The following is a 19,265-nucleotide window of genomic DNA, read 5'->3' on the forward strand; positions in this document are numbered from 1 at the left end:
GGGCATTGTTGTCGTACGAACCGGGTAATCCAGGTCTCCGACCAGGCAGACCTGGTGCTGTGGAACCGTCAGGGGGTCACGATCGGGAAGTTCCTGTCGGGCGTCGAGCGATAGGCGAGGAGCCGGGTGATGAGGGTCGGGTCGCCCTCGGCCGTGATGCCGAGCTCGTCGAGGCTCTTTCCGGCGAGCAGGCCGAGAAGCTGGGCCTTCCCAAGGGTGAGGGTGAGACCGATGGGGGTGCGGGGCGGGGCGGTGGTCTCGCGGTGGGTGAGGGCGCCGTTGTGGAGAGTGAGGCGGTGCCGGGCGCCCGCGTCCGTGGGGCCGTCCGTGAGGACCAGGTCGATGACGAGCTCGTCGTCCCAGGCGCGCGGGCCGTCGATCGCGATGGCGATCGAGTCGAGCAGCATGGGGACGGTGAGCGCCATCACCATCTCGGGGTTGGACAGGTCGACGACCTCGCCGGTGATGCCCTGCCGGAGTTCCTGGGCGCCGCGCAGGTAGAAGTTGCGCCAGGTGGCGTTCTCGGCGCCGAAGCCGAGCCGCTGGTACACCCCGGCGAGTGTGTCCTTCGCCTCCTGGTCGTCCGGGTCTGCGAAGACGAGGTGGTTCAGGAGGGTGGCGGCGAAGCGGAGGTCGCCGCCTTCGGCGTAGGCGCGGGCTTTGGCGAGGGTGTCGGCCGGTCCGCCGAGGGCCTCCACGTACCGCTGGGCCAGTTCGGCGGGCGGGTGCTCCCACAGGTGGGCGGGGTTGCCGTCGTACCAGCCGAGGTAGCGCTGGTAGACGGCCTTGGTGTTGTGGCTGAGCGAGCCGTAGTAGCCGCGGGCGTGCCACGCCTTCTGCAGGGCGGGCGGCAGTTCGATCCGCTCGGCGATCTCGGTGCCGGTGTACCCCTCGTTGAGGAGGCGGAGGGTCTGGTCGTGCATGTAGGCGTAGAGGTCGCGCTGTTCCTCCAGGAACGCCACGACGTTGTCGTGGCCCCAGGTGGGCCAGTGGTGGGAGGCGAAGCCGACGTCGTACTTCCCGTGGAAGTACTCGATCGCCTCGTCGAGGTAGTGGGCCCAGATCCGGCTGTCGCGGACGATGGCGCCGCGCAGGGTGAGCACGTTGTGCATGTTGTGGGTGGCGTTCTCGGCCAGGCACAGGGCGCGGTGGTCGGGGAAGAGGAAATTCATCTCCGCCGGGGCCTCGGTGCCCGGGGTGAGCTGGAAGACGATCCGGACGCCGTCGACCGTCTCCTCCTGCCCGGTCCTTGTGATGTCCACGGTCGGCGGGATCAGGCTGATGGTGCCGGTGGAAGTGGCCTGGCCGAGGCCCACGCCGATCTGCCCGTCGGGGGCGGTGGGGAGGCCGACGCCGTACATGTAACTGGCGCGGCGGCCCATCGCTGTACCGGCGTAGACGTTCTCGCTGACCGCGTGCTCCAGGAAGCCGGCGGGGGCGAGGATCGGGACGCCGTCCTCGGTGCCGTGCGGGAGGACGCCGCGGACGCCGCCGAAGTGGTCGCCGTGCGAGTGGGTGTAGATCACGCCGGTGACGGGGCGGTCGCCGCGGTGTTCCTTGTAGAGGGCGAGGGCGGCGGCCGCGGTCTCGACGGAGATCAGCGGGTCGATGACGATCACACCGCGTTCGCCCTCGACGAGCGTCATGTTGGAGATGTCCAGGCCGCGGACCTGGTAGATGCCCTCGGCGACCTCGTACAGGCCCTGGCGGGAGGAGAGCTGGCCCTGGCGCCACAGACTGGGGTGGGCCGTGTCCGGGCAGTCGGCCTTGAGGAAGGCGTAGGCGTCGTTGTCCCAGATCACCCGGCCGTCGTCGGCCTTCACGACCCCTGGCACGAGGGCGCCGATGAAGCCCCGGTCGGCGTTGTCGAAGTCGGTCGTGTCCTCGAAGGAGGGCAGGGTCTCGGTCATGTGCCTGATGCTCCGTTCCGCACGCTCGCTCTACCTGCCGGTCCATCTCAACATCAGCCGCGAACTATCGCATATCGGACCCTGTGTGGGGCGGTCGAGACATCCGCTCGTGCGCGGCCTCCCACGCTTCCTCCAGCGCGCCGAGGAGTTCGGGGGTGGCGAGACGATGCCGCCGTCACCGAGGGGGCCGGCGTCATGCCCAAGCCCGTGGCCCGGCTCCAGGCCGTGGCCGCCCGTACGTGCCGTACGCCTCATGCCCCCTGCCTGCGGGAAGGGAGAAACGACGGGCAGAGCCGTGCTTCAGTCGCCGCCGTCCACGACTCGGGGGGGGTCCGTGGACGGCGGCGCCGGGGCCCGTCTGCCCGCGAAGTCATTCCTCACACCGGGCTTTCCCGAGAAGGGCGCGGGGGTGTGTGACGGCCGGCATCGAGGGCATGCGGAGGTGGAGCGGATGGGACCCGCTCACTCGCCGGGCCTTGGGCCTCCCCCGCCCGCAGGGCCCGGCATGGGGAACACCGGCCCGCACCGATGGTGGTCGCGTGCGGGCCCACGAGGAGCCCCGGGCGTATACGCCCGGGGCTCCTCCACATCCGCCACAGCACACCCGTCACCTGCGTGCGGCCAGTGGGTAAGGCGGTCTGGGCGGCGGTTCCGAGGCCACCTCGCCGTACGGATACACGCCCGGGCCGGCGCGGATACGCCCGATACGTTCTGTCAGTGCCGCAGGCCGACATGGAGCCGGGCACTCACGCCCGGCGGCGGGACCGGCGGCCTGCTCCACCTCACCGTCTCGTCAGTCGTCCCCAGACCCTCCGAGCTCGTGGCCGCGCGGAAGGCGGCCGCCCGGCCGCGGGGGCCGGCGCGGACCGGCCTCGTGGTCCTGGTCGACGCGCCGGCCGGAGCAGGCGCGCTGGACCACCTCGGGGAGCAGACGCGGCGTCTGCTGCCCCTGCTGCCCCGGTCCACCGTGCTCACCGACGACGCCGTGCCCGCCGCCGTCCTCCAGGCGCACGACGTCGTCCACTTCGCCTGTCACGCGGTCGGCAGTTCCGACGGCCCCTCCACCGGGCACCTCGTGCTCGCCGGGCCGCCCGAGACGGCCCGGCTGTCGGTGGCGGGCATCCGGCGGCAACCGGTCCTCGGTGAACTGGTCGTCCTGACGGCGTGCGGCACGGGTCACCCCTACGCGATCGCGCCCGAGGAGTCGACGAACCTGACCACCGCGTCCCACCGGGCCGGGTTCCGTCATGTCATCGGCACCCTGTGGCCGGCCACCGAACTCGCCGAGAGACAGATCGCCGAGGACGTCTACCGGAACATGGCGGGGCCGGAGGACGGACTCGACGTCTCCCGGGCGGCGTCCGCGCTCCGCGACGCCCTCCTGCGCAAGCGCGCGGCCTACCCCTGAACCCGCTGCTCCGGGCGAACCACGTGCACGTCGGCCCCTGAGCCGCCCCAGAGGGACGAGGGGGCCGACCTGCGGGAGACGGCCGCCGCGCCACCGCCCGTACGACGTCCGTCGCGGCCGCCGCCTCGTGCGCTTCGGCCATGGCCCACCCGCGTCACGGCCCGCGCCAGAGGTTCGCGAAGGCCGCGTTCTCGATGGTGCGCCGCTGGCGGACGGCCTCCAGTTCCATGACCGCGTCGTGCACGGCGGCGACCACGGCCGTGGCCGCGTCGTCGTCGAGGCCCGGCTCCTCGTCGGACGGTTCGGCGCCGATGCCCACGACCGAGGCGAGGGCCGTCAGGACGGGTTCCCGCCGCTCCCAGCGCTCGACGGCCCCGTGACGGGCCGGCGTGTCGACCGCCTCCACGCGTCGCGCGCCGAACGACAGGCGGCCCGCGGCCTTCGGCGTCAGCTCACCGTCCGCCTCCAGGGCGGTCTGGTACGTGGCCGCGAGGCCCGTGCCCCGACGCCACAGCCAGTCCTCGACGGTCTCGTACGGCGTCTGCCGGACGATCCGCGCCCCCGCCTCGCCGAGGAGCCGGTCGTCGGAGGCGGGCGCCACACCCGGCACGAGGACGTCGGCCTCCAGGGTGAGGCCTCCGGCGCCGAGGAGGTCGATCAGCTCGGCGCCCGCGAGCGCGAGCGACAGGTCCCCCTGTCCGACGGCGGGCTCCTGCCCGGAGTCCATCGCGATGATGAACAGGTCTCTCGCCGTGGTCATGAACGGCTCCCCTCGGAGGCATCGCTGAAGACGCGCCCCGCCCGCCTCCCGGCCGTGGAGGCCGTCGCGGATCGGGCACGCTGCCCTTGCCAGTATCGTCCCGTCCGGTCGCTCCCGTCACAGACTCCGCCGAATCGCGATCAACGGCCGGGCAGGTGGACTGGGGACGGCACGGTCGCGGGGGTGCCACGGTCCGAGGCGGCCTCCTCCCTCACGGCAGGGCGATGTCGCCCCTCGACGCGGCGTGTTGCTTCCGCATGATGCGGGCCACGTGGTGCTCCACGGTGCGGGTGGACAGCACGAGGCTCTCGGCGATGTCCCGGTTGGCGCGGCCCTGGACGACGAGTCGGGCCACCTCCTCCTCGCGCGGGGACAGCCGGTCGCCGTAGCCGAGGCGGCCCCGGCGGTGGGTGGTGACGATGGCGTGGCGGCGCAGCAGCCGTTGGCAGCGGGCGACGTCCCAGCGGGCGCCCAGGTGCCGGTAGACCTCGACGACGTCCTGGACGCCCTGGGCCGCGGCCTCTCCGTGCAGGTCGAGCAGACACCGCCCGCGGGCCTCCGCGGCGCGGGCGGCGTCGAGCGGGCGGTCGAGCAGGTGCCACCGCTCCTCGGCGTCCGTCAGCAGGGCGACGGCGTCGTCGGGGCGGCCCGCGGCCTCCGCGAGCAGCGCGCGGCACACGGTGAGCGCCGCGCGGGCGGCAGGCGCGTCGGCGTCCGCGGAGCCCGCGGCGAAGTCGGCGACGAGCCGCCGGGCCCGCGCCGTGCGGCCGTCGCCGTGGAGGGCCTCCACCGCGACGGGCAGGACTTCGCTTCCCCACATCCAGCCCCGGGTCCGTTCGATCCGGCGCAGCACGTCCTCCACGGCCTCGCACGCCTGCCCGGGGCGGCCCGCCTCCAGGTGGACGCGGGCGGTGGCGGCGGCCGAGGACGTGAGGATGAAGCCGGTGTCGTAGCAGGCGGTGCGGGCGGCCTGGGCGAGGTCGTGGCGGGCCCGGGGGACGTCGCCGAGCGCGTGGAGCGAGGTCAGTCCGCGCACCAGCATCGCCTCGGCGGTGAGGTCGGGTATCTCCTGGTAGAGCCGGGTGGTGCGGTCGGCGGCGGCGTGCAGACCGTCCCAGCGGCCGCCGTGCCAGGCGAGGACCAGTCGGGCGGTGCCGACGAGTCCTTCCAGGTACGGGCTGCTGCTGTCGGCGAGACCGGCGACGGCCCGGTCGAGGAAGTCCCGCGCCCGCGTGCCGTGCCCGAGCGCGCTGGCCGCGTGCGCCAGGTTGGTCCAGCCCCGGGCGTGGTGCGCGGCCTCCATGGCGGATCCGGCCGGACCGCGCAGCGCCTCCGCCGCGTGCCAGGCGCGCGGGTCGCCGAGGAGCATCAGGGCGGTGGCCCGGTTGGCGGCGATGGCGGCCCGGGCGACCGGGTCGGTGACCAGCTCCGTGAGCGTCTCGCCTCGGTCCAGCCAGTGCCGGTGCCGGTCGACGGGCCAGCCCTGGATGGAGGGGATGGCGGCGACCGCCATGGCCCGTGCGGCGGTCTGCGGATCGGACGCCTCCAGGTCGGGGATGGCGCGGGCGACCTCTTCGAGGCTGTCCAGCGCTCCGCCGGTCTGGTTGCGCAGGACCACGCTGAGGTGCAGGCGGATCTCGCCGCGCAGCCGGGGCGGCGGGTCGTCCTCGTCGAGGACGGTGCGCACGGCGGCGACCACCTGCTCGCCGGCCCGCGCCAGTTGGGCGGTGCGGGCCAGTTTCGCGGCGGTGCGCACCCGGCCCTCGGTCCGGGGGTCCTCGACGACGGCCCGGGTGTACAGGCGGGTGGCGGTGGCGTAGTCGCCGGTGGCCGCCGCCCGGTCGGCGGCCACCACCAGGCAGCGCAGGCCCTCGCGGACGTGTCCGGCGGCCGTGTACAGCCGGGCGAGGTCGACGAGCGGCACCGGTCCGTCACCCGCGCGGTGGAGGACGCGGGCCGCGCGCAGACCGAGCCGCGCCGCCCGGGGCCCCGGGATCCGCGCCAGCGCGGCCCGGCGGTCCAGCGGGTGCCGGAAGGACAGCGATGCCCCCTCGGCGCGCAGCACGGACCGTCGTACGCACGTGTCGACCGCCGCTTCGGCCGCTCCGGGCGGACACTCCGCCACCTCGGCGAGGACGTCGACGGGGGCCGGCCGGCCGAGGACCGCGGCCGCCTCGACGATCCGCCGGGCCTCCTCTCCCAGCGGCGCGCACCGCCGGGCGAACTCCCGGGCCACCCGCCCCGGCACCTCCGCCTCCCGTACGGCGGCGAGCACCGCGGGCCCAGCCGTGCCGTTCTCCGCGCCGGCCGAAAGCAGCTCCCCGGCGTCGTCGAGGAGGGCTCCGGCGGCTCCGGGCAGTCCGCCGGACAGTTCGTGCACGAGTGCCGCGAGCTCCGGCAGCTCCTCCGGCCGCACCTGCGGGTATCCCGCCGCCCACCGGCGGACGCACTGCTCCGTCTCCTCCGGTGTCCAGGGCCGTACGCGGATCTCCTCGCATCGCCCCGCTGCCGGGGTACGGACGCCGAGGACCGGCACCCCGGGGGCGGCGTCCTCGGTCACGACCAGCCGCAGCCCGGCGGGCAGGTCGTCCATCAGCCGGTCGAGCAGCCGGAGCGTCGCGGGGTCGGCGAGGTGGACCTCCTCCAGGACCAGCACGGTGTCGCCGAGCGAGGCGAGCAGGGTCGCCACCGCGCGGGGCAGCAGTCCTCGACGTACCTCCGGGTCCGAGGCCGACGCGGGCGGATCCGGCAGGCGGTCGGCCAGTTCGGGCACGACGAGTCCCACGACTCCGGTGACCGGCGGCAGCAGGTCGGCCAGGCCCGGACGGTACGGGAGTTGGGCCAAGGCCGAGGCGACGGCCTCGAGGGGCGGCGGTTCCGCGTCGTCCGGGCATGTCCCGCGCAGCTGCGTCCACTCCGCGAACTCCGCCCCGCCGAGCACCTCGTCCACGAGGCGTGACGTCCCGGCCCCGGCCTCCCCGCGCACGACGACGACACCGCCCCCTGCGCGCAGGGCCGTCCGGAGTCGCCGTGCCTCCTCGTGCCGGCCGACGAACCCGGCCCCGTCGGAGGGCACTTCGTCGTGTGGCGCATCGAAGGGTCGTCTCTCCACGGCTCCGCCTTTCACCGGCCACCCACCCGGTGGCTCCGTCAAACGTCGTGGAGGTCCCTCGGGGACCGGACTCCACGCGCCGCGCCGCGGGCGCGGCCGCGGTGCCCGCCGGGCAGGTGGGTCCACCCGCAGGTGGTCTACCGGCAGCGGGGCCGCCGTCGCAATAGGGGGCGACTACCCACGGAATTCCGTCGCTCGGCGCGGTCTCCGCCGGGCGACGGGCGGCGACGTCCCGTCCCCATTCTTTGGGTAGCGCTACGCATTGCTGGCCTCCTCCCGGGTGACCGAAGCTCTGGGCGGTCCGGTCGCGCCGTCCCCGTCCACCACGGTCCCCAACCGCTGGAGGCACGGGGCGGCAGCACCCCACGCAGCCGTACGGCGTGACCGGATCCGTGCGTCGCGGAGCCCGCTCCGTGACGCCATGTCACCCCGTCCCGCCGTCCCGGCGCCGCCACCAGTGGCGCCCGTACGACCGCCTTCGGCCGACGGATCGTCACGGTCCCTACCCGGGCCACCGTCTCGGCCGGCCGGCGGCCATCCTCCGGGCGCGCCCTCCCACCCCTGACGGAGCGCGCCCGGAGCCACCGGCGGGACGGATGCCGCCCTCCGGACATCGACCCCGGTCCGGACACCTCCCACGAAGGAAGCAGTCATGGAGTTCGACGCTCGCGCCCTCCGGCGCCTGCTCGCCATCAGTACCAGTGCCGCCTTGTTCGCCGTGGCCTCCGCGACCGCCGCGGCCACGGCCGCGCCGACACCGCCGAGCGGCGGGGAGAACCGCATCGTCGGCGCGGACCGGCCGGGAGCGGTCGACGGCTCCTACATCGTCACCTTCAAGGGGTCGGTCCCCTCGGCCGACGTGCCCGCCTCCGCCCGGGCCCTGGCCAAGCGTCACGCGGGCAGCCTGCGCTACACCTACACCACCGCCCTGCGCGGCTTCGCCGTCCGCATGACGGAGAGCGAGGCCCAGGAGCTGGCCGCCGAGCCCACCGTGGCCCGCGTGGAGGCCGACGGCGTGGCGTACGCGGTCGACACCCAGCCCTCGCCGCCCTCATGGGGCCTGGACCGCGTGGACCAGCGCAGCCTTCCCGTGGACTCGAGCTACACCTACGCGACCACCGCCTCCAACGTGAACGCGTACATCGTGGACACCGGCATCCGGATGACCCACCGCGACTTCGGCAACCGCGCGGTCAGCGGCTACGACTTCGTCGACAACGACTCCAACGCCTCCGACTGCCAGGGGCACGGCACCCACGTCGCGGGCACCGTCGGAGGCAGCTCCTACGGCGTCGCCAAGGGCGTCAAGCTCATCGGCGTCCGCGTGCTGAACTGCCAGGGCACCTCGGGCGACACCTGGGCCCCGGTCCTCGCGGGCATCGACTGGGTCACCAAGAACGCGGTCAAGCCCGCCGTGGCCAACATGAGCATCGGCGGCGGAAAGACCCAGTCGGTGAACGACGCCGTCGCGGCCTCCATAGCCTCCGGTGTCACCTGGGTCGTCGCGGCCGGCAACAACAACGCCGACTCGTGCTCCTACTCCCCGTCCTCCACGCCGTCGGCGATCACGGTCGGCGCCACCAACAGCCGCGACGCCCGGGCCTCCGGCTGGTCCAACGGGCAGGGCTCCAACTACGGCACCTGCCTGGACGTCTTCGCCCCCGGGGACAGCATCGTCTCCACGTCCAACTCCGGTGACACCGCCTCCCAGACGATGAGCGGCACCTCCATGGCCTCCCCCCACGTCGCGGGCGCGGCCGCCCTGCTGCTCGCCGCGAACCCGACCTGGACCCCGGCCCAGGTCCGCGACAGGCTGGTCGCGGACGCCACGCCCGACAAGGTGACCGACGCCCGCACCGGCTCGCCCAACAAGCTCCTCTACACCGGCGCCGGCGGCACCACCCCGCCGCCCACCGGCAAGAAGTTCGAGAACACCGACGACTACCAGATCCGCGACAACGCCACCGTCGACTCCCCCCTCGCCGTCACCGGAGTCACCGGCAACGCCCCCTCGAACCTCGCCGTCACCGTCGACGTCCGCCACACCTACCGCGGCGACGTGAGGCTGGAGCTGGTCGCCCCCGACGGCACCGCCTTCCTCCTCAAGGACTACAACTCCAACGACAGCGCCGACAACATCCAGGGCACCTTCACCGTCAACGCCTCCGGTGAGTCCGGCAACGGCACCTGGAAGCTCCGCGCCACCGACAATTGGACCAACGACACCGGCTACATCAACGCCTGGTCGCTCCAGTTCTGACCCGGCTGCCTCCCGCGTGACGCGGGTCCCCGGTCCAGGGGACGGCCCCGTTCCCGGCGGGCTCCGCCGGGAACGGGGCCGTCGCGCGGCGTCCCTGGATCATCGCCGGGCGATGCGGACCACCCCGGTCTCCGTGCCCTGGTAGAGAATGCCGTCCAGGGCGGCGGTCCCCCGCATCTGGAGGGGGTTGTACACCAGGTCGATGCCCAGGTAGGAGCTGCTCAGCCGGTGGCCGGTGGCCGGATCGACGACGGCGTGGTGGTACTGGGCGAAGGTGTTCAGGCCGGCGCTGCCAGTCGGACCGGTCACGGAGACGGTGTAGATCTTCCCGTCGGCCGGGGAGAGGCGGGGCAGCGCGGCGGACTTCACGGGGCTGTTCCACCCGACCGAGCATCCGGTCCCCCGTGCGTCGACGTCGATCCGGCTCAGACCGCCGTCGAAGTTCGCGGAGGGGGGCTGACTCGCCGGAGCGCCCTGGGGCGGGGCCGGGTAGGGGTAGCCGTACGTGTCGGTGACGAAGACGCTGCGGCCGGAGGCGATCACGGCGTCCTCGGTGCCGTTGCGGGCGTACTGCGTGAGCACGGGAAGGCGGCAGACCGGCCCGGGCCCACCGGACACGCGGTAGACGAGCAGGTTTCAGTGAGGCGCGGCGTTGTCGACGATGGTGACGAACTCGGTGCCGTGCTCCGGCCCGAAGAAGCTCGGGGTGGTGCCGGTGCCCCAGCTCAGCTGGCCGGGCTTGCGGGCCGGCCTCCGGTCGTAGGGGGCCCGCCATTCCACGACGGGCGTGCCGTCGGGAGCGGCGGACAGCGGGGAGAGCGCGTGGTCGGTGGCGACCGCGGTGCGCCCCGGAGCGGTGGAGATGCTGTTCTGGACGCCTTCGCCCGTACTGATGCTGCGCACCGTCCCGGCGCCGGTGTCGACGGTCCGATCACACCGCCGCTGGTGGCGAACCAGACCCTGCTGGCTTCGTAGGCGACAAAGGGGTTCTGGCACAGATCTTGGGGAGCCATCGCGGAGGGTGATGGCGCCGTTCGATTGAGAGGGGTTCACACACCGGTGGCTCGGCGTGAGGGCTCACCTCATACCCTCCGCACATGACTGATGATCCGTTCCAGTGCCGCTGTGTCCTCTGTCATGACTACGGCGACCGGGGCGAAGCGGACCGCATGGATCTGACGGTCATCGAGCATGTGCAGCAGCACGGATGGCACGTCGTGATGGTTCCCGAAGACGAGATCGGTCCTGGATTCGCCTACACGATCGGCCTCGCGCACACGCACGGCGGACCTGAACTCGCCATGTTCGGGCTCGATGTCCACTCCATGCACCGCATGCTCAACACCCTCGGAGAGAAGGCCGCCGCAGGCGAAGCATTGGTGGACGGCCAGAGCCATTCTGATGTTGTCGTCGGCCATCGAGTCGCGCTCAGGCAGGTTGATCGCCGCTGGTATCGGACCTTCTTGGGGCAGGCCCTCGGGTTCTACCGGCGGCCGCCTCTGCCCGTGCTGCAAGTCGCGTGGCCTGATGCCGAGGGCCATTTCCACTGGGATGAGCAGGCTGACGAGAGGCATCGCGAGTCACAGCCTCGGTTGTGGCTGCCTCCGAGTGACCATCCTGTCGGAATCTGGACGACCGAACTCTGATCTGGGACGTAGCGGGTGGCGAGCCGGCACCCGAGTGGTGGACTACTGAAGCAAGATCATCTTGCGTAGGAGTTCGAATCCGGCCCGACCGTAGAGCTGCCTCTTGATCTTCTTGATGCGGTTCACGGCGCCCTCGATGCTGCCCGAGCTCCAGTCGAGAGTGAGCCCGGCGGTCACGGCGTCGAGGTCTCGGCGCAGGTGGAGTGCGAAACCGGTGAGCCTGGGCAGCTGGTTGGCGTCGACTGCGTCGATCCAGGTGGGGAGCGTGGAGCCGAGGCGGTCGGTGAGTATCTCGCCGAAGTCGCGGACGTGTCCGGTCGCGGTGTCCAGTTCGGGACAGCGGGCCAGGACGTCCTTCAGGCCGGCTCGGACTTCCTCGGCCAGGGTCGTGGGATGCCGGGTGATCCAGCCGGTCACCTGCCGCACCGTCAGCGGCCTCGGCGGCGCCTCGGACGGGGCCCCGCGCAAGGTGGCGATGTGGGCTCGGACCATGCCGTAGGTGACGGGAGCCTGCTCGGCGACCAGCTCGCCGAGCAGCCGGGTGACGCTGGTGCATCCCTCGGCGAAGCGTCGCTCCAGGTAAGGCTTGTAGGGGTCCAGCCTGCTGGACCGGGGGCGGTTGTCTCGGATGGTGTCCTGCCAGCGTGCGGCGTTCGCGTACCGAAGCACGGTCTTCAGGCCCCAGCCCAGGTGCCGGGCGATCGCCCGGCGTGAGTGGCCCTGGGCGAGCAGCTCGTGGACCAGGGCGTGTGCAGCCTTCTTCCGTTCGGTCCGCCGGCCGCTGGGCGCCGAATCGTCCTGCGGCCGACCGGAAGCCCGTCCGGTGGCTTCCGGCTGCATGCCGCTGGGCGTCGGGCTGCGCAGGCAGTCGCGGTGGACGGCGACGCCGGTCTCCACGGCCCGGCCGAGGCCCTGCCACAGATGGAACCGGTCAGCGACCTGCAGAGCATCGGGAGCACCGCGCCGGGCACCCTCGGCGTAGGCGCCTGCCCGGTCCCGGCAGATGATCTCCACTCCGGGATGGCGGATCAGCCAGGCGGCCAGCGGCCAGCGGCCCAGCCTCGCGGGTCGGGAACACGTCGACCACGCGATGGTCTTCGACGCTGGTCAAGACGGTGAAGTAGGTCTGGCCCCGGCGGATCGCGAAGTAGTCCACGCCCAGCACCCGCGGCGTGCTGAACCGCGGATCGGGCAGAGCCATGACCCTGCGTAACAAGGTCATCCGGCCGGCTCCGAATCCCAGCTGGGCGGCCAGCCGGGCGCCTGCTCGCCTGGCCAGCGCGAGCCCCACTCGCTCCAAGGCGTGGTTGAGCCGCGTGGTGAACCGTGCGTGCAGGGCGGCCAGCCGGAAGAACGGCTCGGCGAACGTCCGGCGCGGGCAGTCCGCCGACCCGCAGATGAAACGCCGGACCGTCAGCCGGAACACAAAGCCCTGCTCAGCAAGTGGGAGGTCCTTCAGCCTGCGCTGGTAACGGTCGTGGGCCCGGCCCGAGAAGCGGCCGCAGTCCGGACACGCGGCTTCTGCAGAGCGGCCTCTTGCCTCCACCTCGACCGTGCCGAACGCGGCCGTAACCGCTTCGACATCCACCTCTTCGATCCCGGCGAACATCAGCGATTCCCAGAATGGTGCATCGGTCCGCATGACCAGCACCATCACCGTCCACAACCGACTGCATCAGCGACTGACAGGGACCTGAGGGAGCGTCACTTCTGGCTGCCAGGCGACAAGGCATACGCCGTCTCGCACGAGCCAGTCACTCGCAATCGAACAACGATGTCACGCTCCGCGACGGCTCCCCAAGATCTGTGCCAGAACCCAGAACTCAGAACCCAGAACTCAGAACTCAGAACTCAGAACTCAGAACTCAGCGACATCACTCTCCCGTGGAACCGGGTGTTCCCGCCGCTGAGCATCAGACGTTCCTGAAACTCACCTACAAAGCCACACCAGCAAAGGAATGAACAGCCGCCTCACCGTCCCTGCTCTCACACCTACTGAGATTGAACTCGGGGTGTCGTGCGGTTGCTCGCCGATGTCGACGAGAGTGGGGGACTCGCCTTCGCGGAGGTCGTCACCGCCGCCCCTCTCGACACCCCGGCGCCCGACAGCGCCGCACTCGTTGCGACCAGCGCACCCCGCGCCTCGGAGCCGCCGGCCGGGGATCGCGGCACCCCTCGTCGCCCTCCTCCCGCGCAAGGGCCGGGGGAACGGGGATCGGAGGGGCTGACCTGGGCGAAAACCCGCTTTACGATCATGCCCATGTCGACATCCATCTCCTCCCTCCCGGTGCTCCGAGGCCGAGGCGGGGCCGTCCTGTCCGCCGAGGACATCGGACTGGTCCTCGACCTCCCGCGCGAGCAGGTCACCTTCACCCCCGACGGGCTGGGCCGGATACGCGCCGAGGGCCGCTCGGTCCTGATCGAGCTGCGGGCGAAGGCCGGGACGACACCGCGCGTCCACCGCATCGACGACGTGGACGAGGTGGCGGCGACCGCCTTCGCCGACGGGGTCAACGCGATCCTGGCGAACCGGACGGACAGCGACGACGTCGACGGGGCCCCGTTCGCCGTGGTCCGCTCGCTCGCCCCCACCTGGCGGACGAGGTTCCACCGCCGGATCCTGCGGGGCACGCTGTGGCACCTGCTGGCGCTCGTCGTCCTCTGCGTGGTGGCCGGCGCGCTGGGCAAGTGGGACGTGGTCATCATCACGATCCCGGTCGGCGGCCTGGCCTGGCTGGGCCTCTGGATCGGCCTGTACGGAGTGGTCCGCGCACGGCGGGAACGGTGGCTGTACCGACACGGCGTCCTGGTGACCGCCACCCGGGCCACGATGACCCGCGGCGGATACGTCTACCCGGACGCGACCGGCACGTACCGCGGCTTCCTGCACGGCGAGGCCGGTCCCGCGATCACCGTGGCCCACCCGCCGGAGGACCCGGCGGACGTGCTGGTGCCGGTGGCCCCCTTCACGCACCTGGTGGACACCTACGCCGGCGCCTTCCTGGTCGTCTGCGGCGGCCTTCTGGCCCTCATCCACGTCGTGATGGCGGTGGTCTTCCTCCTCGACGGCTAACCAGCTCGTGCACGGCTGTTGAGGCTCGGCTCGTGGTGTCGTAGGGGCTGACGGTTGTTCGTCCTCTGCGATACCACCGGGGCATGCGATATCCAGACGACCAGGCCGCGGGGTGGCGGGCTGGGAGTGGGAAGTGGACGCCGGCCGGGCTGAGACACGGCGAGCAGGGAGCAGGAGTGGTACGGGGCCGGGTGGGGTGGGTGGGTGCGTGTGAATGACCGCTGGATGGTGTCGGGCTCGTGCCGGACGACGCATGCGGATGATCTGTTCGTCGAGGGGGCGGCGCAGAGCCGGGCGAAGGCGCTGTGTACCGGGTGTCCTGTGAGAGCCGAGTGCCTGGCGCATGCTTTGGACGGCCGGATCGAGCACGGAGTCTGGGGCGGGATGACAGAACGAGACAGGCGCGCCCTGTTGAAGCGCCGGCCTCTGGTACGGTCCTGGGCCCGGCTGCTGGATGCCGCCAGGCGTGAGCATGAAGCCGGAGCGTCACCTGTGAAGCGCGCTTCCGCCTGACCGACCACCGAGCCCTTCCCACCCCGCGACGGTGTAGAAGACGGGCACGGGGACCGCTTCCCCTGCCCGGGCACCGGAGTGGCGGGGACCAGGGCCGGTCCGCTCGTTGTCCCGGCAGACCGGACCGGTCCCTGCGGAGGTTCGGCAGCTTGCCTCGCCCCCAGCGTCGGGCGAGGCGGCCAAGGCACACAACAGTCGGCCGAACGGGTTGGCCGGGACGCGGACCTTCATAGCGTGCTTCTTGTGCTTGCCGGGAGAGAACGGCCGGACAGCGTCGATCCGGTCGATGGGCAGGAAGGTGCCACCCCACAATCACGGATTTCTTGACCTCCGCCCCCCTCCATGGCTGGCTGGAGCGTGGAGGCTGTGGTGGCCAGAAAGTCCAGTAGCTGTAGGCCTCTGCTGACGGACTGCCCCGGCTGTCGCCGAGCACGATTGGTGCGCGCCCAGCGCGGCCGCGGCGTCGTGAGCGCGGCCCCGCCAAGCCCTGCCCCGGCGCTCTTGCCGTTCAGGAGAGGCGTACGTGACAGGGGCCCGACGTCAGCCGGGCCCCTGTGTTTCGTAGCGGGGACAGGATTTGAACCTGCGACCTCTGGGTTATGAGCCCAGCGAGCTACCGAGCTGCTCCACCCCGCGTCGGTGACACCACCGTACCCAATAGCCGGCGCGGGGTCGAAAGCATTTTCGTGGGGTCTGGCGGGTCAGCCGCGGACGATGTTCTCGGCCTGGGGGCCTTTCTGGCCCTGCGTCACATCGAAGGTGACGGTCTCGCCCTCGACGAGCTCGCGGTAGCCGTTGCCGGAGATGTTGGAGTAGTGGGCGAAGACGTCGGGGCCGCCGTCCTGGGCGATGAACCCGAAGCCCTTCTCGGCGTTGAACCACTTCACGGTACCGCTGGCCATGCTCATGTCCGTTCGATCAAGCCGGGGGCCCGGCCGGGATGAGAAGAAGGGAGCCCTCCCGTTGGGGGAAGACGCCCGCTACCCGTCCTACCCCGCCCATGATCCGGTTAACCGATCATGCGGCTGTCGGGCCGGACGGGTGTGGTGAGGGTGTTACTTGCCCTTGGCGGCTTCCTTGAGTTTGGAGCCCGCGGAGACCTTCACGCTGTAGCCGGCCGGGATGTCGATCGGGTCGCCGGTCTGCGGGTTACGAGCGGTGCGAGCGGCACGGTGGGTGCGCTCGAAGGTCAGGAAGCCGGGGATGGTGACCTTCTCGTCACCCTTGGCGACAATGTCGCCGACGGTCTCGGCGAGCGCCGTCAGGACAGCGTCGGCGTCCTTGCGGGTCACCTCGGCACGGTCGGCCAGGGCGGCCACCAGCTCACTGCGGTTCATGGATGGAGCACTCCGTATCTGTGGACCGTCCCACCCGTCTGATCGCGGGCGGGACATCTCCCCGCTACCCTCCCACCCGCCCCTGACACAGGCCGGCAGCCGCCGCACCATATGGGCCGTCTGGGCCATATCGCGGGATCAGCGCCAGCGAAGTCTGGACACCGAGAGCGCAGCTCGGCCACAACGCCGCGTGCGACGCCGATCAGCACCGCCGCGAAGAGGATGCCGGTCAGCTCCGGCGGCATCGCGCAGGCCAGACCCGCGGCGGTGAGCGACAGTCCCGCAGCCAGGTCGACCCGGGGGTGAGACGGCAGTCATCCAGAGCGCATCCGGCCCGCGGCTGGACGACAGCCGCACAGCCGGTGAGCACCGACACTGCCGCCCCGGTCGCCACGGTGCCCAGCCCGGCGGCGCGACCCGGAACTGGCAGGAACCCGACGCCGACCGACAGTGCCGCGGTGGCCGCGGCGAGCGCGGCCGTCGGGGCGAGGAAGACGGGATCGGCCAGCCTGCGGGCCAGGTCGAGGACGGTCTGCCGGGCCTTGGGCAGCGGCGATACAAGGGGCACGGCAAGCCCGGCCCAGACGGCGACCGCCGCGCCGAGCACCGCGAGGACGGTGAACAGCAGGCGCAGGCCGCCGGCCCACACCAGGACGCCGCCGAGCAGCGGGCCGAGGGTGCAGCCGATGGACTTGTAAAAGCCGTAGCTGCCGAAGGCGCGCCCGTGCTTGGCCGCCGGGTTCAGGCGGGCGCCCAGTGCGGAGGCTGCGGCACCTTGCCCGAGACGGGCGCCCCACAGCCAGCCGGGGCTGTCGGCGACGACGTACAGCGTGGAGGCGGCGGCGAAGGCGAGGAGGCCGCCGACGAGGACGGGCTTGGCGCCGATGCGGTCGGCGAGGCTGCCGAAGACCGGTTTCAGGAGAACTTCGGCACCGTCGTAGAGGGCGAGGAGGCCACCGAGGACGAAGAGGGAGGTGACGGCATCGTCGGAGAAACCGCCGATGCCGGCGGCGATGCCGTGGGCGCCGAACGCGGTGGTGAACCCGGCCGTGTACAGCGGCCACATCCCGGCCGCAGGAGCCGCCTGCGGGGAGGGGGCCGCGGCGGTCACCGGTCGCCTCCTTCGTGGAGGACTGCGAAGAGGCGCCCGGCGTAGTCCTCGCACATGGCCACGCAGGTAAAGACCGTTGCAGTACTAGCTGCCTTCAGCCACCTGGTGAGCGCCGGTGCTCGGTGCGTTCCTCCCCGGCCGGGATCGCGGTGGCGGCCTGCCGACGCGCGAGCGACTCCGCAGAACCCGCAGTCCCGGAAGCCGTGTCGCATCCGCGGGGCGGCCTGTGGCAGAACTACGGGTAAGGACCAGACGGACGAACGGCGAGGTCGAGCCCATGGACGACACAGACTGCGCACCGGACGGCCCCAGAAGTCCCGTACGCTCCGGGTCGCGGCCGACGGAGTGCGTGTGGGACTACCCTCGGCCCCCGGAGCTCATGCGTGACGACCGCCACGTGACGGTCACCGTGGGCCTCCAGGTCGTGGCGGACACGCGCGCGAGCCTGCGGGTCCTGGAGACGAGCCATCCGCCGGTCTTCTACCTGCCCCGGCGCGACGTGCGCGTCTCGTTCCTGCGGCCCCGGCCGGGCCGGACCCACTGCGAGTGGAAAGGCGAGGCGTCATATTGGGACGTCGTCGTCGGTGACATCGTGATCGTCCGGGCTGCCTGGAGCTACGAACGGCCCCGCGGCCCCTACGAAGCCCTCCGGGGCCACCTGGCCTTCTATCCGTCCCCGACGCGCTGCACGGTCGACGGCGAGGTGGTGACCGCTCAGGAGGGCGACTTCTACGGCGGGTGGATCACGCACGAGATCGAAGGTCCTTTCAAGGGCGGTCCCGGCACCTGGGGCTGGTGACCGCCCGCGACGAAGGAGGACGTCATGACGAACACAGCGCGGGCGACCAGGGGCGCCGGGGTCGTGAAGGAACCGGAGCGCCCGGCTGGCGTGGCCGCAGACCTCTACGCCTACCTCAGCTACCGGGACACCGAGGCCGCGCTGGCCTGGCTGTCGGAGGTCGGATTCGAGCTCGTGCGGCGTCAGGACGCCGAGGACGGTTCACTCGCCCATGCCGAGATCCGGTGCGGGGACGTGGTCCTGATGGTGGCCGGCGCGCACGCCGAGTACAGCAGGCCCGCTCTTCACGGCACCAGTACGGGGAGCGGTCTGTACCTGTGCCTCCCCTCCCCGTCGGCGGTGGACCGATGGTACTTCCACGCGGTGTCCGCGGGCGGAGTCCCGGTGATCGAGCCGGAGGCGACCGAGTGGGGCACGCGACGCGCCCGGGTCCTCGACCCCGAGGGACACGAGTGGAGCGTGGGGACCTACCGGCCGGGCTGATCCGACTGCCCGACCGGCAGGCTCTCATGGGCGGAGGGGGTGCGCGTCATCCGGAGCCGGGCGGGGCGAACCCCGTCAGGAGCACCGTCTCGTGGGGCGAGCCGCTCTCGTCCACCACTTCCGCCAGCGTCCGCGGCGTCCGCACCGTGGCCAGCTCGTGCTCGAAGGTCTCGGCGTTGGCGGGCGAGACGAAGTAACCGTGCTTGGCTTTGTACACGGGAGTGTGCTCGTGGTGCTCGTGCACGAAGCCACGGCCTGGAGCTAGCCGAGCCAGACGATGTCCAGGACGGAGAGGTGCCGAAGGGCTCGGTTGGTGAAGTAGATGACGGACAGGCGGCCGGCAGACGCGATCCGGACGTCTTTGCCCTCAGGGTCGTCGGGGTCCCACTAAGGGTTGGTTCTTCCGCCGGCCGGGGACCTCTCCCCCGGCCCAGGTCGTTGACGCGCTTGTGACGGCCCCCGTCACCATCTGAATCCGACGACCTGATCCTTCCCGCACCCCCCGCCCCCGGGCCGCCTCGGGGTGCCGTGGGTGCGGGTCTGGCGGAGGGCAGCGTGCCATGTCCGTGGAGCACGCCGACGAGGGCCGGATCCCGGCCCTGTACGTCCCGGCCGATCTCGACGTCGCCTCCCGCGCCGCCGCGGCGCTGCGCGTGCAGCGTCTGGTTCTCGCCTACCGGCCGCGGGGCGTGCGGCTGCACATGGCCCCCGGCCCGGCCGGCAGCGCCTCACTCAGCGTGCTCGCGCGGCTACGCCGCCTGCGCGAAGGCCCCGGCATCCCCCTGACCCTCACCGACCAGCCCTGGACCCCCCGTACGCCACTCGTGCCCACGGGCACGCCTGAAACGCCCGG

The 19,265-nt window shown here is 72.1% G+C and carries 18 protein-coding genes, 1 tRNA gene and 1 pseudogene; 8 read left to right on the top strand and 12 right to left on the bottom strand.

Features of this window, described 5'->3' with window-relative positions:
• Positions 1 to 68: 68 nt before the first annotated feature.
• Positions 69 to 1,910 (bottom strand): alkyl/aryl-sulfatase, encoded by a 1,842-nt coding sequence (locus ACFYUZ_RS37690; protein WP_389317230.1) that lies wholly within the window; start codon positions 1,908 to 1,910, stop codon positions 69 to 71.
• Between the two features lie 820 nt (positions 1,911 to 2,730).
• Here ACFYUZ_RS37690 and ACFYUZ_RS37695 point away from each other — a divergent pair.
• Positions 2,731 to 3,318, top strand: a complete 588-nt coding sequence (locus ACFYUZ_RS37695; protein ID WP_389317233.1) for a CHAT domain-containing protein — start codon at positions 2,731 to 2,733, stop codon at positions 3,316 to 3,318.
• 154 nt (positions 3,319 to 3,472) lie between these two features.
• Here ACFYUZ_RS37695 and ACFYUZ_RS37700 read toward each other — a convergent pair whose 3' ends face one another.
• Both ACFYUZ_RS37700 and ACFYUZ_RS37705 read right to left on the bottom strand, forming a co-directional pair.
• A complete protein-coding gene (locus tag ACFYUZ_RS37700; RefSeq protein WP_389317236.1) occupies positions 3,473 to 4,078 on the bottom strand; it encodes a GPP34 family phosphoprotein in 606 nt (201 codons plus the stop codon).
• 211 nt (positions 4,079 to 4,289) lie between these two features.
• Complete coding sequence (locus ACFYUZ_RS37705) at positions 4,290 to 7,190, bottom strand: ATP-binding protein (protein WP_389317239.1); 2,901 nt, start codon at positions 7,188 to 7,190, stop codon at positions 4,290 to 4,292.
• Positions 7,191 to 7,842: 652 nt separating this feature from the next.
• Here ACFYUZ_RS37705 and ACFYUZ_RS37710 point away from each other — a divergent pair.
• Positions 7,843 to 9,450, top strand: a complete 1,608-nt coding sequence (locus ACFYUZ_RS37710; protein ID WP_389317242.1) for a S8 family peptidase — start codon at positions 7,843 to 7,845, stop codon at positions 9,448 to 9,450.
• Positions 9,451 to 9,549: 99 nt separating this feature from the next.
• Here ACFYUZ_RS37710 and ACFYUZ_RS37715 read toward each other — a convergent pair whose 3' ends face one another.
• Both ACFYUZ_RS37715 and ACFYUZ_RS37720 read right to left on the bottom strand, forming a co-directional pair.
• A complete protein-coding gene (locus ACFYUZ_RS37715; RefSeq protein WP_389317245.1) occupies positions 9,550 to 10,032 on the bottom strand; it encodes a hypothetical protein in 483 nt (160 codons plus the stop codon).
• 54 nt (positions 10,033 to 10,086) lie between these two features.
• A complete protein-coding gene (locus ACFYUZ_RS37720) occupies positions 10,087 to 10,353 on the bottom strand; it encodes a hypothetical protein (protein WP_389317248.1) in 267 nt (88 codons plus the stop codon).
• 194 nt (positions 10,354 to 10,547) lie between these two features.
• Between ACFYUZ_RS37720 and ACFYUZ_RS37725 the strand changes: the two genes are divergently transcribed.
• Positions 10,548 to 11,096, top strand: coding sequence for a DUF4262 domain-containing protein (locus tag ACFYUZ_RS37725; protein WP_389317251.1), 549 nt, complete (start codon positions 10,548 to 10,550; stop codon positions 11,094 to 11,096).
• A gap of 42 nt (positions 11,097 to 11,138) precedes the next feature.
• Here the strand turns inward: ACFYUZ_RS37725 and ACFYUZ_RS37730 are convergent, their stop codons facing one another.
• Together ACFYUZ_RS37730 and ACFYUZ_RS37735 are read right to left on the bottom strand one after the other, a co-directional pair.
• Entirely contained in the window at positions 11,139 to 12,110 is a 972-nt protein-coding gene (locus tag ACFYUZ_RS37730; RefSeq protein ID WP_389317254.1) for a transposase, read from the bottom strand.
• Positions 12,028 to 12,750, bottom strand: a complete 723-nt coding sequence (locus ACFYUZ_RS37735) for a transposase family protein (RefSeq protein WP_389317274.1) — start codon at positions 12,748 to 12,750, stop codon at positions 12,028 to 12,030. The genes ACFYUZ_RS37730 and ACFYUZ_RS37735 overlap by 83 nt, the downstream gene beginning before the upstream one ends.
• A gap of 606 nt (positions 12,751 to 13,356) precedes the next feature.
• Between ACFYUZ_RS37735 and ACFYUZ_RS37740 the strand changes: the two genes are divergently transcribed.
• Together ACFYUZ_RS37740 and ACFYUZ_RS37745 are read left to right on the top strand one after the other, a co-directional pair.
• Complete coding sequence (locus tag ACFYUZ_RS37740; RefSeq protein WP_389317256.1) at positions 13,357 to 14,169, top strand: hypothetical protein; 813 nt, start codon at positions 13,357 to 13,359, stop codon at positions 14,167 to 14,169.
• A 225-nt stretch (positions 14,170 to 14,394) separates the two neighbouring features.
• The gene (locus ACFYUZ_RS37745) at positions 14,395 to 14,682 is read left to right on the top strand and encodes a WhiB family transcriptional regulator (RefSeq protein ID WP_389317277.1); all 288 of its coding nucleotides are present in this window, start codon (positions 14,395 to 14,397) and stop codon (positions 14,680 to 14,682) included.
• 562 nt (positions 14,683 to 15,244) lie between these two features.
• On the opposite strand, the gene ACFYUZ_RS37750 is transcribed toward ACFYUZ_RS37745, so the two are convergent.
• The 4 genes and pseudogenes from ACFYUZ_RS37750 to ACFYUZ_RS37765 form a co-directional block, all read right to left on the bottom strand.
• Positions 15,245 to 15,318: transfer RNA gene (locus tag ACFYUZ_RS37750), tRNA-Met, on the bottom strand.
• A gap of 65 nt (positions 15,319 to 15,383) precedes the next feature.
• Positions 15,384 to 15,584, bottom strand: coding sequence for a cold-shock protein (locus ACFYUZ_RS37755; RefSeq protein ID WP_030221474.1), 201 nt, complete (start codon positions 15,582 to 15,584; stop codon positions 15,384 to 15,386).
• 153 nt (positions 15,585 to 15,737) lie between these two features.
• Entirely contained in the window at positions 15,738 to 16,019 is a 282-nt protein-coding gene (locus ACFYUZ_RS37760) for an HU family DNA-binding protein (RefSeq protein WP_389317259.1), read from the bottom strand.
• Positions 16,020 to 16,189: 170 nt separating this feature from the next.
• Positions 16,190 to 17,085 (bottom strand): annotated as a pseudogene (locus tag ACFYUZ_RS37765) (MFS transporter); the annotation flags it as partial.
• Between the two features lie 424 nt (positions 17,086 to 17,509).
• On the opposite strand from ACFYUZ_RS37765, the gene ACFYUZ_RS37770 reads away from it, so the two are divergent.
• Together ACFYUZ_RS37770 and ACFYUZ_RS37775 are read left to right on the top strand one after the other, a co-directional pair.
• Positions 17,510 to 17,929 (top strand): DUF427 domain-containing protein, encoded by a 420-nt coding sequence (locus ACFYUZ_RS37770; RefSeq protein ID WP_389317262.1) that lies wholly within the window; start codon positions 17,510 to 17,512, stop codon positions 17,927 to 17,929.
• A 24-nt stretch (positions 17,930 to 17,953) separates the two neighbouring features.
• Positions 17,954 to 18,412 (top strand): VOC family protein, encoded by a 459-nt coding sequence (locus tag ACFYUZ_RS37775; protein WP_389317265.1) that lies wholly within the window; start codon positions 17,954 to 17,956, stop codon positions 18,410 to 18,412.
• Between the two features lie 46 nt (positions 18,413 to 18,458).
• Here the strand turns inward: ACFYUZ_RS37775 and ACFYUZ_RS37780 are convergent, their stop codons facing one another.
• Entirely contained in the window at positions 18,459 to 18,629 is a 171-nt protein-coding gene (locus ACFYUZ_RS37780; protein ID WP_389317268.1) for a hypothetical protein, read from the bottom strand.
• Between the two features lie 343 nt (positions 18,630 to 18,972).
• On the opposite strand from ACFYUZ_RS37780, the gene ACFYUZ_RS37785 reads away from it, so the two are divergent.
• Positions 18,973 to 19,265, top strand: a 293-nt coding sequence (locus tag ACFYUZ_RS37785; RefSeq protein ID WP_389317271.1) for a hypothetical protein, incomplete at its 3' end; no start/stop codon positions are given.

The organism is Streptomyces sp. NPDC004266 (assembly GCF_042874095.1).
Taxonomy (GTDB): Bacteria; Actinomycetota; Actinomycetes; order Streptomycetales; family Streptomycetaceae; genus Streptomyces.